The sequence below is a fragment of the Ruegeria sp. YKSF070 genome, from assembly GCF_059612725.1.
In genome coordinates this window covers 13,450-27,784 of record NZ_JBXWRD010000052.1, presented here as the reverse complement: position 1 = coordinate 27,784, position 14,335 = coordinate 13,450, and the positions used below count along the sequence as shown (strand labels likewise).

Sequence of the window (14,335 nt, the reverse complement as noted above, 5' to 3'; positions counted from 1 at the left end):
GTTTCTCGGGCGTGCGAGCCGCGATAGGCCCGTTCAACCGCCGGAGTGATGCCGAACAGAACATCGTTCTGCTCCGGCACGATATCGGCCCAGAACGACCCCGCCGGGTCAAAGATCACCCGCTCGCTGGCATTGATCATCAGCGAAGTATGCGCCCCCGCGCCCGAGCGGTTGTTGACCATCGTGTAAAGCGTCAGCTTTGCCGGCCCCGGATCGCGATAGCGAACGGCAGCGACGGTCGCATCATCGGCCTGTGGCGCGCTCTGGCGGGTACAAGCCATCAGGCTCAGCGCCAACGCGCCAGCAAGAAAAATCAGCTTCACGGGAAGGTCCCTCGCAGGATCAGGCGGTAAACACGGCCATGAACAGCAGGACGAAGAAGATCACGACACAGACCCAGATCATCGCCTTGATGAACCCATCAAAGGTCTTGGTCTGAGTGGTGATGTCCATCGAACCGGGTTTGAAGTCAGCCATAGCAATCATCCTATTCGCGTTTTTTCGGTTGGATAGCGGATTCTCGCCGCTCTGTCACGACGTCAATCGCGCGCAGGCGCGGTTGAGTCAAAGGGGGTGCAATGGGCATACCCATAGCCCCAGCGCCATGGCAGGCCAGAGCAGGGGCCACCGCCAAAGCGGACTGCCAGATACATTGCATCAGCAATGGTGCCATAGGCGGCGCGGACCGTTTCGGGTGTGGTGTCATAACGGGTCGCCAGATCCGCCAGATGGCTTTCTCCGGTGTCGCGCACGCAGCTTTGCAAGGCCCGGTCGGCCTCATAACGCGCGGCATAGCTGTCCTCGGATGTGGTTGCTCCACCCGCGTCGTGATAAGCGCGGTCATGAATGACACAGCAGGCCTCCCATGGTGGCAGGCTGCCTTGCGCGACGGCGAAGTCGGGAAAGGTGTCGGCAACCATGGTCCAACCGGCGCTGAGCCCGCCCGAACAGCCATCAGTGGTGAACGGCGCCAGCGGCGCCGCCTGTTGCGCCGCCATCAGCGCGCGGTGCGCCGGCAGTTCCAGCATCTGAGTCAGATCCTGCGCCACGGCCGGACTGCCCGCGCAAAGGCACAGGATCAGCAGGTTACGGGCTTTCATCGCGATAGGCCTTTGCATTCAGCTCCCACCCCATTTCTTGGGTCAACCACAAGAGCAGCCGTTCAGCGGGGTTCAGCGTCGCGCGCACTGCCAGAACCTCGCGCGCCATGGCGGGTTCATCGGTGATCAACCCGTTGACCCCCATCGAGATCATCTTGGACATCAAGAGCGGCTCGTTCACCGTCCAGACATAGACATCCTTGCCCGCCGCATGGGCGGCGCGCAACAGCGAGGGGCGCAGGCTGGCGCTGCTGACCGCGACAAAGTCGCCTTCTAGACCCGCGAGATTACCCACAGCCGTCGCCGCCAGAACACCGCTGCGCCAGTCAGGGCGCAGCGTCAGCATTTTCTGCACCGCAGGGTATTTCAGTGACATGGTAGCGATCTGGTCCTGCATGCCGAGCTCCTCGACCAATGCAATCACGCGATTTTCCAGATCCACATCATGACCGTAGTATTTAAGTTCGATCAGGACGTTTGATTTGTTCTTGGCGGTCTCCAGCACCGCACGCAGGGTCGGCGCCCGCTCGGCGGCGTAATCTGGCGAGAACCAGCTGCCGATGTCGATTTGCTCGATATCCTGCATCGTGGCGTCCCAAATCTTGGTCGGCACCCCGGCGAGTTTCATGAAATCGCTGTCATGCATAACGACGACCTCGCCATCGGCGGTCTCCTGCACATCGATCTCGACCCAGTCGGCGCCATCCTCGATCGCCTTGACGATCGCCGCCATGGTGTTCTCTGGCCGCGTCCCGGCAGCCCCGCGATGGCCGATGACGGTCACTTCGTCCTTGGCTGTCAGTTGGGTCAGCAACCCGTCGCTGACCCACATGCCCGCACCCAGTGCCAGGGCGGCCAGTACCGCCGCGCCGATCAGCCGCGCCCGCAGGCCCTGTGGATCAGAGGTTGGCAGGGGGGCTACCTCGGTTGCCGCGCCATCGTAGAACCGGTCGAGCAACTTGGTGAGCGCCCCAAGCGCGGTTGCCGCCAACACCAGCCCCGCCAGCGACCAGAGGCCCATAACCAGAACCACCAGCATCAGCGCCCGGCGCAACGCGCCGTCTTGGGGGATCGGCACCAGCGCCAACGCCGCACTGGCCAGAACGCCCAAGACGGCGGCCAGCGCGAACCGTGTCAGCAGCCATAGCAACAGCTCGATCTTGAGCGCGGTCCGACGGGCACCCATCCGGCGGGTGCTTTCGGCAAAGGCCTGCGAGGGCGGGATCCCTTCGAAGATAACCAAGTGAAGCGACAGCGCCCACCCCGACAGCCGCAGCATCAAGAGCCAGGCAAGGATCAGCACCAATATGGCAATGGCAGCCATAGCCAGACGGAACGAGGGTGGACGAAAGGTAAGGTAATAGTTGATGTCAAAGTCGCCCAACACCCACCAGGCAATCAGCCCTGCAACCGCTACGAATGGTACGGCCAGCGCAAGAACCCGCAAAACAAAGAGCACGGCAAAAATAAGGAGCGGTTGCAGCCGCCTCAATACCAGCGACAATCCAGAACTGCCCGATCTCCAGACATCACTGGCGCCGCTTCGCAGGGTTGCCGCCATCACTGCAAAGCTCAGCACTTCAGCGACGAGAAGGATACTCAGCACCGCCAGTGTCGCGGCAAAGCCCAGTGGAGACAGGACAAAACGCGCTATATCCTGATCGGTCAGCGCCGACTGGTCCGACAGGCCAACGGCCAGATTGATCAGTCCCGCCAGCGCCGGCGCGATCAGCGCCAGAACCAGCAGGCGCAGCGCGGCATAGAGCGGAACAAAGACCCGTCGCCGGGCCCAGGACCCGGACCAGGCGTTGCGGACATGGGTAAAATGCGACACGGGCAGCTATCTCCTGCGGACAATGCAGGTATTGAACGGCCCCGTCAGCGCCAAGGCAAGCCGAAAGCGTCTAGTCCGCTTCCAGATCGGCGGCCAGGCGAAAGCCGATGCGCTGGGCCGGACGGTCCTCGGTCGCCACCGGCATGGCGCGCAGCATCACGTTCAGCTGGCTCACATGCTGCACCAGCTGGGTGCGCGCGCCGGTGCCATCGGCCCCGTAAAAAGTGACGATATCGGGGTCAAAATAACCGATCCCCTCGATCCGCAACACCCCGGCATCGCCGCCGACAAAGCCCATCGCCACCTCTTGGCTGGCGTCCAGCTGCTTTTCGAAGTTGCGTATATAGAGGATCAGACGTTCATAGGCCCATTGCGCCGGGCTTTTGTTCTGGACCGGTTCCTGCAGCGGTGCGGGCACCTCTGTCATACGGGCAGGGCTGTCAGGATCGGCATGCACCTCGTGGCACCGGGGCCGCAACACCGCCGCCTCGGCATATTCGGCCGAGGTCTCGATCTTGTTTTCCATGGCTCATCCTTTCCGCTGATAGAGCCAGGCGCCATCCGCGCGCCGGGTCCGTGTCACCTCTCCGGTATGATAGAGATGGTTGACATGGGCAACCGCTTCAACCAGCGCCAGCCCGTATTCGCCCTCGCCGATGGTGCGCTTGAAGAGCGGCGCAAAACAGTCCGAGGCCGCCTTCGGCGTATCGAGGTGGTCGCGCAGACGCTTCAGCGCGCCATGGTGGTTGTCGATCAGCTGCCGCATCCGGATCGGCAGGCCGGTAAAGGGCAGCTTGTGCCCGCCCAGAGCCAGATGGTCGGGCCGGGCCAGCAGCGCCAGCCGTTCGCAGGTTTCCAGCCAGTCGGCCAGCGGATCGGCCATCGGTTCGGTCGCATAGACGCCGATATTGGGGCTGATCGAGCTGAGAATCTGGTCGCCGGTGATCACCAGATTGTCGTCGCGGCTCCAGAACGTGGCATGTTCGGGCGCGTGGCCGTTGCCCATATGCACGTCCCAGTCGCGCCCGCCCATATGGAACACGTCGCCCTGTTTGATCCGGGTAAAGCCAAGCGGCATCGGATAGACCATATCCGCAAAGTTGAACGGCCGCTCGGCCGTCCGCTTTGCCAGCACCTCGGGCGCCATGCCCGCGCTGCGGTAATAGTCCAGCGTTTCCTCGGGCCAGGTCTCCTGCACATCCAGTGTCAGCATGCGCGCAAACAACCAGGCAGTACGCGTGGTGACCAGCTCGGCACCCAGTTCAGACTGGAACCAGCCGGCATTGCCCATATGGTCGGGGTGGTGATGGGTCACGACCACCCGGCGCACAGGCTTGCCCGCCAGCGGCCCGTCGATCAGCCCCTGCCAGATGGCCCGCGTCTTTTTCGACGAGAACCCGGTGTCGATCACCGTCCAGCCATCCCCATCGTCCAGCGCATAGACATTGACATGATCCAGCTTCATCGGCAGCGGCAGGCGCATCCACAACACGCCTTCGGCCACCTCGATCGCAGAACCATGGGCGGGCGGCTCGTCCCAGGGGTAGCGCATGGCCAGGCCCGGTGTCCGATCCATCACGCCGACAACTCTTCAAGGCTGATGGCATACAGATCGGCACAACCGCCCTGCGCCTGTTCCAGCAGGCCAGCATGTTCCGGCAACAGCGCGTTAATGTAATACCGCGCCAGTTTCTCGCGCGGACCACCGGGATCGGCCAGGGCCGCAATCAGGTGGAAATGGCCACCCAGCACCCGGGCAAAGGCGCGCAGGAATGGCACCGCCCCGGCAAAGCGGTCGTTCAGCTCTCCTTGCGCCATCATCCACTCGGTGGCCTCGCGCAGGGTCTCGGTCGCCTCCCAAACGGGGCCCGCCAGCTCCGGCAGGCGGCCACGGGCGCGCTCGGCATGATCCTCGATCTCATCCAGCAGCTTGGCCGCAGCCTCGCCGCCATCCATCATCTTGCGCGCCACCAGGTCCATCGCCTGAATGCCGTTGGTACCCTCGTAGATCGCGGTCACCCGCACATCGCGATAGAATTGCGCCGCGCCGGTTTCCTCGATAAAGCCCATGCCGCCATGCACCTGCACCCCGGTTTCCGCGACCGCAATACCCGTTTCGGTGCCGAAGGCCTTGGCAATCGGGGTCAGGAAAGCGGCCCGCGCCTTCCACTCGGCCGATCCGGTCGCATTACCCATGTCGATCGCCACGGCACAGGCCGCCAGAATCGCGCGGGCGGCAAATACATCGGCCTTCATGCTGGTCAGCATCCGCCGAACATCGGCATGGTCAGCAATGGTGCCCGAGGCGGATTTGCCCTGTTTGCGCTCCATCGCATAGGCCATCGCGTGCTGCCAGGCCGCCTCGGCCACGCCGACACCCTGCCCGCCCACGCCAAGACGCGCGTTGTTCATCATGGTGAACATGGCCGCCATGCCGCCATGTTCCTCGCCCACCAGCCAGCCTTTGGCACCGTCATACTGCATCACGCAGGTGGGAGAGCCATGCAGGCCCATCTTGTGTTCCAGCGACACCACCTTGAGACTGTTGGCCACGCCCGCATTGCCATTCTCGTCGGGCAGGTTGCGCGGCACCAGGAACAGCGAGATGCCCTTGGTCCCCGGCACCCCATCGGGCAGCCGCGCCAGCACCAGGTGGCAGACATTGTCGCAGAAATCGTTGTCGCCCCAGCTGATGAAGATCTTCTGCCCGTTGACCGCATAGGTGCCATCGCCGTTGGGCTCGGCCTTGGAACTCAGCGCGCCCACATCCGACCCGGCCTGCGGTTCGGTCAGGTTCATGGTGCCCGACCACTCGCCCGAGATCAGCTTGGGCAGGTACAGCTCCTTGATCGCGTCGCTGGCGTGATGCTCCAGCGCCTCGATCTGGCCCTGGCTCATCAGTGGCGCCAGTTGCAGCGACAGGCAGGCGCCGCTCATCATGTCGTTCACAGCGGTGGTGACCGCCATCGGCAGCCCCATGCCGCCATGCTCCGGCGACCCGCTCATGCCGATCCAGCCGCCCTCGGCAATCGCCCTCCACCCCTCGGCAAAGCCGGGCGAGCTGCGCAGCGCCCCGTTTTCCAGCCGCGCAGGGTTCAGATCGCCGCCGCGTTGCAAGGGCGCCATCACCTCGTCGCACATGCGCCCGGCCTCAGTCAGGATGGCGCTCGCCATATCGGCACCCGCCTCGGCAAACTTCTCAGTCCCGGAGACCCGGTCATAACCGACCACATGGTTCAAAAGGAACGTATAATCGGTGACGGGCGAACGGTACGGCATGGGGTCCCCTCGGTGGTGGTCTTGGCGACTTGGCAAGTCGCGGGCGCATCGGTATGTATCAAGGCTTGTCCGATTACCTATCCAGAGCCATCCGGCAAGCAACCAAAACGCCGCGTCACCACCCCGCCATGCCAGTCCAACACACCCTTCGCCTTGCCGCCGATCCCGACGGCATCGCCCGCGCGGCAGAGCTGCTGCGGGTGGGCCAGCTTGTCGCCTTCCCGACCGAGACGGTCTATGGACTGGGTGGCGATGCCACCAACGGGCAGGCGGTGGCCGGCATCTATGCCGCCAAGGGTCGGCCCAGCTTCAACCCACTGATCGCCCATGTCGCCAGTGCCGAGGCCGCCGGGCGCCATGTACGCTGGTCCGAAACCGCCGAGCGGCTCGCCACCGCCTTCTGGCCCGGCCCGCTGACGCTGGTTCTGCCGTTGCGCGCCAACCATGGGATATCCGAACTGGTTACCGCCGGGCTCGACACGCTGGCGGTGCGGGTGCCCGCCCACCCGACCGCCCGCGCCCTGCTCGACACCCTCGACCGGCCGGTCGCCGCACCGTCGGCCAACCCTTCGGGCCGGATCAGCCCGACCACGGCGGATCACGTGCTGGCAGGCCTCGATGGCCGGATCGCGGCAGTCCTCGATGCCGGTCCCTGCGGCGTGGGCGTGGAATCGACCATCATCGGCCTTTCCGGAGCGCCCACCCTGCTGCGTCCTGGTGGCCTGCCCGCCGAAGAGATCGAGGCGCTGCTCGGCCAGCCTTTGGCGCGGCACCAGCAGGGCGATGAGATCAGTGCACCAGGTCAGCTGCTGTCGCATTACGCTCCTCAAGGCGCGGTGCGCCTCAATGCCACAGCCCCTCTGGATGAAGAAGTCTTCCTCGGCTTCGGCCCGATGGACTGCGACGAAAACCTATCACCCACGGGCAACCTGACCGAAGCCGCCGCAAATCTCTTCGCAGCGCTGCACCGGCTCGACGCAACAGGCCACCCCATTGCCATCGCCCCGATCCCCGAGCGCGGCCTGGGCCTTGCCATCAACGACCGCCTGCGCCGCGCCGCCGCGCCGCGCGCGCCCTAAACCCGCTTCATTTCGCCCGAAATACTCCCGCCGGAGGCATCCCCCCCTCATAACCCAAACAGCAAGACGGCAAGTCACGCCGCCACATGCACCGAGGAGGAGGAACGACGACGAGACATCGAGCGCGCCACAGGCGCGCTATCGGATCAGGCGTGACCGGCGCTGGCCGACAGCAAAAGCGCGTCAATCCCGAGCGATTTCAGCGCCGCTTCCCATTTCTCGTCATCACGACTGCCGAACACGATATCGGGATCGGCCTCGGCGGTAAGCCAGCCATTGTCGGCGATTTCCGCCTCCAGCTGTCCCGGCCCCCAACCGGAATATCCCAGCATCAGCGCCGCGCGGGCAGGGCCGCTGTCGCGCGCAATGTCTTCGAGAATATCCAGCGTCGCGGTCATGGTGAACGCGTCCGACACTTTCAGCGACTGCAATTTGCCTGCGTAATCCGGTGAGTGCAGCACAAAGCCGCGTGCCATCTCTACCGGTCCGCCCAGCCGTACCGGCGCGTGGGCCGCGGTCGCCGAGGTCGCTGGAATCTCAAGCTGCTCCAGCAGCGTGGCAACGTTCAGATCGGCGGGCTTGTTCACGATCAGCCCCATGGCACCGTCCTCGCCATGGCTGCACAGGAAGATCACCGAGCGTTCGAAGCGCGGATCGCCCATCCCCGGCATCGCGATCAGCAGTTTTCCGGTCAGGTCCATCATCGGCGCGGGCTCTCCTTTCCCTTACAATGGGGAACCGCAGGCCAGGGTGCAAGGGACAGCCAGTGTTGCGCGCGGAAATCCCGCGCCTGACCGGATCGTGACTTGGCAAACCGCCCCTGAAAGCGCATGTATTGAGCATGTCGACCCGCTTTTCTGCCTTGGCGCTTGCCGCGCTGCTGAGCCTGCCGCTCGCCACTCCCGCCCCCGCGGCGGGGTTGGACGATCTGGTGCAGATCGAAATCCTCGACGGCGGGCTGACCCCACGCGGCACCTATCTGGGCGCGATCCGCATGACCCTGTCCGAGGGCTGGAAAACCTATTGGCGCGCTCCGGGCGAGGCGGGTATCCCTCCCAGTTTCGACTGGCGCGGCTCGCGCAATCTCGGCGAGGTGAGCATCACCTGGCCCGCGCCCGAAGTGTTCGAGCAAAGCGGCCTGCGGTCGATCGGCTATACCGACCAGATGGTGCTGCCGATCGAGATCACCCCAAAGGATTCCAATCGCCCGGTACGGCTGCGCGGCGAGATGGAATTTGGCGTCTGCAAGGATATCTGCGTACCGGGCAATCTGGACTTCGATCATACGCTTGACGCCGGCGCACCGCGCAACCCGACCATCGTGGCGGCGCTGGCCAGGCGGCCCTATTCGGCCGCCGAGGCTGGCGTGACCTCGGCCACCTGCCGGATCAGCCCCAGCCAGGACGGTATGCGGATCGAGGCACGGATCTCGATGCCCTCGGCGGGCGGATCGGAACTTGCCGTGTTCGAACCGGGTGATCCGGCGCTCTGGGCCGGCGAGGCGCAGACCCGGCGCCAGGGCAATACCCTGATCGCCAGCTCGGAAATCCTCAATGCCGGCGGCACGGCCTTTGCACTCGACCGCTCGCGCATCCGCATCACCGTACTGGGCGCCAAACGCACGGTGGATATCCACGGCTGCCTGCCGGGCTGATCGGTGACGCCTCAGCCAAAGATCGGCGCATTGGCCGTGGTGATCCACGAGGGCCAAGTGCTGCTGGCGCAACGCGGCAAGGATCCCGGGCGCGGCCTGTGGGGCTTTCCCGGCGGTCATGTGGAATGGGGCGAGACCGTTCGCGACGCCGCCTTACGCGAACTGCGCGAGGAAACCGCGATCGAGGCCCGCGCGCAGCGCTATCTGACCCATTTCGACCTGATCCACCGCGATGGCGACGGACAGGCGGTGGTGCATTATCTGCTGGTCGGTGTGCTCTGCCGCTATCAGGGGGGCACGCTGCAGGCCGGTGACGATGCGATGGATGCGCGCTGGTTTCCCATCGACCACCTGCGCGATGGCGTGGTTCCACTGATCGACCGGGTGACCGAGTTGATGGAAATCGCCCTGCGCGCGGACTGAGACCTGCTCAGGCCGGTTTGCGTCCACCGCTTCGCATCAGGATCAGGGCCGAGACCGCCATTGCCAGCAGGCACACCACCAGTGCACCTCCGATGAACAGCGCCAGCGCGGCGGGCATCGGTGCCACCCCCTGCAGCGACGGAAGCGTCCCCAGCAGCCAAGCGGGCAGCGCGCCGGTCACCGCAACCCAGGCCACCGTGGCACCCAGCCATGCCAGTGTCAGAGTACCGCTCACCGCCACTGCCGCCCTCGCAAGCGGCGCCCCGCCACGGAGCGCTCGGCGCAACGCCGACAGGGGGCGCGCCACATCGTTCTGCACCGCTAGCAGCGCCGGCACCACCAGCAGCACGAGAAGCACGCCAAAGCCCAGACCATAGACCAGCGTGATCACTGTGGGTTTCAGGAACTGCGCCTGTTGCGAGCTTTCATAAAGCAGCGGAGCCAAGCCTAGTACCGTGGTCAGCGAGGTCAGCAAAACGGGCCGCAACCGGTCGGCCGTCCCGTCAATGATCGAGGGCAGCAACCCCCGGCTCTCGGCATACTCGTCGATGGTTGTCACCAGCACGATGGAATCGTTGATGATGATGCCGGTCATGCCCAAAAGACCCACCACCGTGAACATACTCAGCGGAACCTCCCAGATGTAATGGCCCCAGATTGTGCCGACGAGGCCGAAGGGAATGATCGCCATCACCACCAGCGGCCGGGTCCAGCTGGCAAAGATCCATGCCAACACCAGGTAGATGCCGGTCAAGCAGAGGGTCAGACCGGTCGCCGCTTCGGAGAGAAACGTGTCCTCCTGCTCGCTCAACCCCGACATGCGCCATTCGACCTGACGTTCACTGGCGATTCGCGGCAGGATCTGCGTTTCCAGCGCGGTCGAAATCTCGGTGGCCCGCGCCGGATCGTCCTCGGAGATATCACCGGTGACCGAGATCCGACGGATGCCGTTTTCGCGCCGAACGGTCGAAAACCCGGTGCGCTGGCTGACCGAAACGATATCGGCCAGCGGCACATAGACCCCGGCAGGCGCCCGCATCAGCGTGCGTTCCAGGAAATCAGCGGTCAGCTCGCCCTCGGGCAGTTCCACCCGGATCTCGGCGCTGCGCGGGCCATCTGGATAGGTGGCCGCCTCGATCCCGTTCAGCCGCGCCCTGAGCGCCCGGCCCAGCGCATCGACGGTAAAGCCCAGCGCCTGACCCTGCGCGGTCAGGTCCAGCACCACCTCTTCCTTGTCATAGGCCAGATCGTCCTCGACCGCCGAGACCTCGGGATAGCGCAACAGCGCCGCCTGAAGGTCGTTCGACGCAGCCTTGAGCACCTGCGCCGAGGCACCATAGAACTGCACGTCCAGCGCATCGCCACCCGGCCCCGAGCGCCAGCCTCGGAAGCTGAGCGTTTCGACCTTGGGATGGCGGGTAACGAAATCCTGCAACTCACCAACAAAGGCAAAACTGGAATAGGGGCGCAAATCGGCGTCGATCAGCTCGATCGAGATACCGCCCAACAGATCGGCATCCTTGGTTTCGGCCCCTGCGAGACCGCGTCCAGCATTGCCGCCGATCTCGGCCAGGACATAGTCGATCGGGTTGCGGCCATGGCGTTCTTCGTAGATGCGGCCCAGCTCCTCGGTGGCACGCTGCAATTCGCGCATCATCTCCAGCGTGTCGGCCCGCGTGGCGCCTTCGACCATGATGAAATTGCCGGTGACCGAGCCACGCTCGGGCGCGTTGAAGAAGCGCCATTGCACATCGCCGGTGATGAACAGCGCCGCCTGGCTGGCCAGCACGGTGACGGTCGCGGCCAGCACCACATAGCGGGCATGAACGACCCAACCGATAAAGGGCCGGAACAGGTGATCACGCACCCAGCGAAAGCCGCGGTTCACCACCCGGCTTGGCCAGTCATACCAATGCTCCTTGGCCGAATGGGCGATGGCATGGGACATGTGGTTGGGCAGGATCAGGAAACATTCGACCAGAGAGGCAGCCAGCACCGCGATCACCGTAAAGGGGATGTCGCGGATCAGCTCTCCGAACCGGCCGCCGATGGCGGTCAGGCCGAAAAAGGCGATGATCGTTGTCAGCGTCGCGGCAAAGACCGGCATCGCCATGCGGCGCGCTGCCGTCTCGGCGGCGACCACGGGGTGTTCGCCCAGATGCCGGGCGCGGAAATCGGCGTGTTCGCCGACGACGATAGCATCGTCCACCACGATGCCCAGCGTGATGATCAGGCCAAAGAGGGACACCATGTTGATGGTCAGCCCGCCCACATACATCAGCGCGATGGCTGCAAACATCGAGGCCGGAATCCCCGCCGCCACCCAGAAGGCGGTACGCGCGTTCAGGAACAGGAACAGCAGCATCACCACCAGCGCCAGCCCCATCAGCCCGTTGTCGACCAGTATGTTGAGACGATCGGTGATCGCCTCGGCGCGGGTGCGGATCAGCTGCATGGTGACGCCCTGGGGCAGGCTGGCCTGCATCCGCTCGACCACCTCGGCGACCTGTTTCTGTACCTGGATCGCGTCGCCCCGGTCGGACCGGTCGACCCGGATCGACATGGCCGGCTGGTCGCCGACCCAATAGGCGCGGTCGCGCGTGACCCCTTCGACCCGGATCTGGGCCACATCCGCGATCCGCAGCTTGGAACCATCGGGGTTCGAGCGCAGGACAATGCCCGCGATATCCTCGGGACTGCGCTTTTCCACCCCCGTCCGGATGCGCGCATTGGCACCCGAGACATCGCCCGCCGGATCGCCGGTGACCTCGGCAGCAATGGCCGTGGCGATCTCGGTCATCGAAATGTCATTGGCGATCAGCTTGGCCGAAGAGACTTCGACCACCGTGCGCGGCGCGGCGATGCCGCGAATGGTAGTACGGGTAACGCCGATCTCGAACAGGCGCACGATCAACTCGTCGGTAAAGAGCGCCAACTGTTGCGGCCCTACCGGCCCGGTGACCACCACATCGGTGACCCGGTCGCGCCAGGCGCCCCGGCGGACCGAGGGGTCCTCGGCATCCTCGGGCAGTGTGGTCACCGCATCGACCGCGGCCTGCACATCGTCGGCGGCCTGCGACATGTCCCAGCCGGGCTCGAACTCCAGTTCGATATCGGCGCGACCTTCGCGGGAACTGGCGGTGGTGCTTTCCACCCCGTCGACTGCCAGCAGCGCTGGTTCCAGCACCTGTACGATGGCGCTGTCCACATCCTCGGGGCCGGCGCCCTCCCATTCCACGTTGACCGAAACGCTTTGCACGATCACATCGGGAAAGAACTGCGCCCGCATGTTGGGGATCGCCGCCGCGCCCAGCACCAACAGCACCATCAAGAGCAGGTTCGCCGCCGTCCGGTGCCGGGTGAAATAGCTGAGCAAGCCGCCCGCCGCGCTGGGGATGCCGCGCACCATCGCGGATCAGCCCCCGGCCCGGTCTTCCAGCCGGGCCACCAGCCCGGCGGGAACGCGGGTTTCGGCGAGCTGGCCCAGCACCTTGGCCTTCACTTCCGAAGGCATCCGCTCATTGGCCTCGACCAGCGCCACCAGCCGGGCGCGGTGCTCGTCGCTCAACTCAAGCATCGACAGATCGGGGCTGCCCGCCTGCGCCTCGTCCCGCAGGGGACGGACCCGGATACCGGGACCCAAGAGCGGCGTGCGGCCCAGCACCACCTCCCGCCCGGCAAGCCCCTCGCCCCGGAGCAGCACCATATCGCCCTGCCGCCGGATCAAGGTGACAGGCAATTGTTCCAACCGGTCCTCACTATCCAGAACCAGCACCGTGCCCGCCGCGTCCAGCGCCGAGGCCGGCAGGCGGACCACGTCGGCCAGCGGCGGTTCCTCGACACGGACGGTGACGAAATCGCCGGGCTTGAACCCCGGCGCCGCATCGAGACGGGCATAGATCACCCGGCCCGACTGCCCCTCACCCGCTGCCGCGCTGTCGCGGCTGACGGTTCCGGTAGCGGTCAGATCGGCCCCGGCCACATCCAGTTCGATTTCAACCGGCGCGCCGATCAGCCGACCCGCCGGATCCAGCAGGCGCGTATGCTGTGCTGTCGAGACCCGGAACACCACCTCGAGTGCGTTGGGATCGATCAGTTCCGCCAGTTTCTCGTTCACAGCCACCAGCCGCCCCTCGACCAGAGTCACACCGCTGAGCGTGCCGTCGAAACGGGCGGTGACCTCGGTTTCGGTCAGATCGCGCTCGGCCTGTTCCAGAGCCAGTCGGGCGCGGGCCAACCGGGTCGCAGCCTGATCCACCCGTGCCTCGGCCTGGGCCACCGCGATACGCCGCGCCAAAACGGCTTGCCGCGCCTGGGCATCGGCCAGTTCAGCGGTCTCGGCGGCAGCGGCGCTGCCGACACCGCGTTCGACCAAGTCCCGCTGCCGCTTCATCGCCTGGGCCCGCAACGCGGACTGATCCTCGGCGGCCTGCAACTCGTCACCGGCCAGGATCAGCGCCCTTGCGGCATCGCGTTCCTCTGCCTCGGCATCCATCAGGTCGGATCGCGCGCGGTCCAGCTCGGTCTGCGGCTTGGCCGGGTCGATGCGCACCAGCACTTCGCCCATCGCGACCGCACCGCCCTCGACGAAACTGTCCGACAGGCCGATCACCCGTCCGCCCATGGCGGCACGCAGTTCCAGAGTGCGGCGGCTCTGCACCTGACCGAAGGCTTCGAGAACCGGGGTGACGGTGCCGTATTCGGCACGCTGCACGTTGACGGCAAAGACCCGTTCGCGCGCCGCCGGAGGCTTGCGGTCGCCGGCCATTCTGACCTGCACCGCCTCCATCACCAGCTGTCCGGCCCAGATCAGCAGGGCAAGCGCCACCGAAGCCAGAAAGACACCCAAAAGGCTCTGCCGCAGAAATCGCATCGGTTTTCGCACCCCGCTCGCTCAGGATCGCACTGTAACAGAACTAGCAGCGCATGGAAAAACGCCAAGCCCCAAGTGCTTGAACGGGTCGCA

12 protein-coding genes and 1 pseudogene are annotated in these 14,335 nt (G+C 65.3%); 3 read left to right on the top strand and 10 right to left on the bottom strand.

Annotated elements, in window-relative coordinates:
* The 7 genes and pseudogenes from AC2FL1_RS19685 to AC2FL1_RS19655 all read right to left on the bottom strand — a co-directional run.
* A pseudogene (locus tag AC2FL1_RS19685) lies at positions 1 to 281 on the bottom strand (hypothetical protein); the annotation flags it as partial.
* Between the two features lie 61 nt (positions 282 to 342).
* Positions 343 to 477, bottom strand: a complete 135-nt coding sequence (locus tag AC2FL1_RS19680) for an aa3-type cytochrome c oxidase subunit IV (protein WP_234137199.1) — start codon at positions 475 to 477, stop codon at positions 343 to 345.
* A 62-nt stretch (positions 478 to 539) separates the two neighbouring features.
* Positions 540 to 1,100 (bottom strand): hypothetical protein, encoded by a 561-nt coding sequence (locus tag AC2FL1_RS19675; RefSeq protein WP_496825332.1) that lies wholly within the window; start codon positions 1,098 to 1,100, stop codon positions 540 to 542.
* Positions 1,087 to 2,934 (bottom strand): glycerophosphodiester phosphodiesterase family protein, encoded by a 1,848-nt coding sequence (locus AC2FL1_RS19670; RefSeq protein ID WP_496825331.1) that lies wholly within the window; start codon positions 2,932 to 2,934, stop codon positions 1,087 to 1,089. The genes AC2FL1_RS19675 and AC2FL1_RS19670 overlap by 14 nt, the downstream gene beginning before the upstream one ends.
* A 70-nt stretch (positions 2,935 to 3,004) precedes the next feature.
* Positions 3,005 to 3,460, bottom strand: a complete 456-nt coding sequence (locus AC2FL1_RS19665; RefSeq protein WP_496825330.1) for a DUF6173 family protein — start codon at positions 3,458 to 3,460, stop codon at positions 3,005 to 3,007.
* A gap of 3 nt (positions 3,461 to 3,463) precedes the next feature.
* Entirely contained in the window at positions 3,464 to 4,510 is a 1,047-nt protein-coding gene (locus tag AC2FL1_RS19660; protein ID WP_496878044.1) for an MBL fold metallo-hydrolase, read from the bottom strand.
* Positions 4,510 to 6,213 carry an acyl-CoA dehydrogenase gene (locus AC2FL1_RS19655; RefSeq protein WP_496878043.1) on the bottom strand — a complete coding sequence of 568 codons (1,704 nt, stop codon included), beginning with the start codon at positions 6,211 to 6,213 and terminating at the stop codon, positions 4,510 to 4,512. Before AC2FL1_RS19655 ends, AC2FL1_RS19660 begins: the two co-directional genes overlap by 1 nt.
* A gap of 128 nt (positions 6,214 to 6,341) precedes the next feature.
* On the opposite strand from AC2FL1_RS19655, the gene AC2FL1_RS19650 reads away from it, so the two are divergent.
* Positions 6,342 to 7,292, top strand: a complete 951-nt coding sequence (locus AC2FL1_RS19650) for an L-threonylcarbamoyladenylate synthase (protein ID WP_496878042.1) — start codon at positions 6,342 to 6,344, stop codon at positions 7,290 to 7,292.
* Positions 7,293 to 7,438: 146 nt separating this feature from the next.
* Here AC2FL1_RS19650 and AC2FL1_RS19645 read toward each other — a convergent pair whose 3' ends face one another.
* Entirely contained in the window at positions 7,439 to 7,993 is a 555-nt protein-coding gene (locus AC2FL1_RS19645) for a YqgE/AlgH family protein (protein WP_496878045.1), read from the bottom strand.
* Between the two features lie 140 nt (positions 7,994 to 8,133).
* Here AC2FL1_RS19645 and AC2FL1_RS19640 point away from each other — a divergent pair, with 140 nt between their 5' ends.
* Both AC2FL1_RS19640 and AC2FL1_RS19635 read left to right on the top strand, forming a co-directional pair.
* Positions 8,134 to 8,946 carry a protein-disulfide reductase DsbD domain-containing protein gene (locus AC2FL1_RS19640; protein ID WP_496878041.1) on the top strand — a complete coding sequence of 271 codons (813 nt, stop codon included), beginning with the start codon at positions 8,134 to 8,136 and terminating at the stop codon, positions 8,944 to 8,946.
* A 3-nt stretch (positions 8,947 to 8,949) separates the two neighbouring features.
* Entirely contained in the window at positions 8,950 to 9,369 is a 420-nt protein-coding gene (locus AC2FL1_RS19635) for an NUDIX hydrolase (protein ID WP_496825325.1), read from the top strand.
* A gap of 7 nt (positions 9,370 to 9,376) precedes the next feature.
* Here AC2FL1_RS19635 and AC2FL1_RS19630 read toward each other — a convergent pair whose 3' ends face one another.
* On the bottom strand, positions 9,377 to 12,778 hold the full coding sequence (locus AC2FL1_RS19630) for an efflux RND transporter permease subunit (protein ID WP_496878040.1): 3,402 nt from the start codon (positions 12,776 to 12,778) through the stop codon (positions 9,377 to 9,379).
* Positions 12,779 to 12,784: 6 nt separating this feature from the next.
* Complete coding sequence (locus AC2FL1_RS19625; RefSeq protein ID WP_496878039.1) at positions 12,785 to 14,242, bottom strand: efflux RND transporter periplasmic adaptor subunit; 1,458 nt, start codon at positions 14,240 to 14,242, stop codon at positions 12,785 to 12,787.
* Positions 14,243 to 14,335 lie beyond the last annotated feature (93 nt).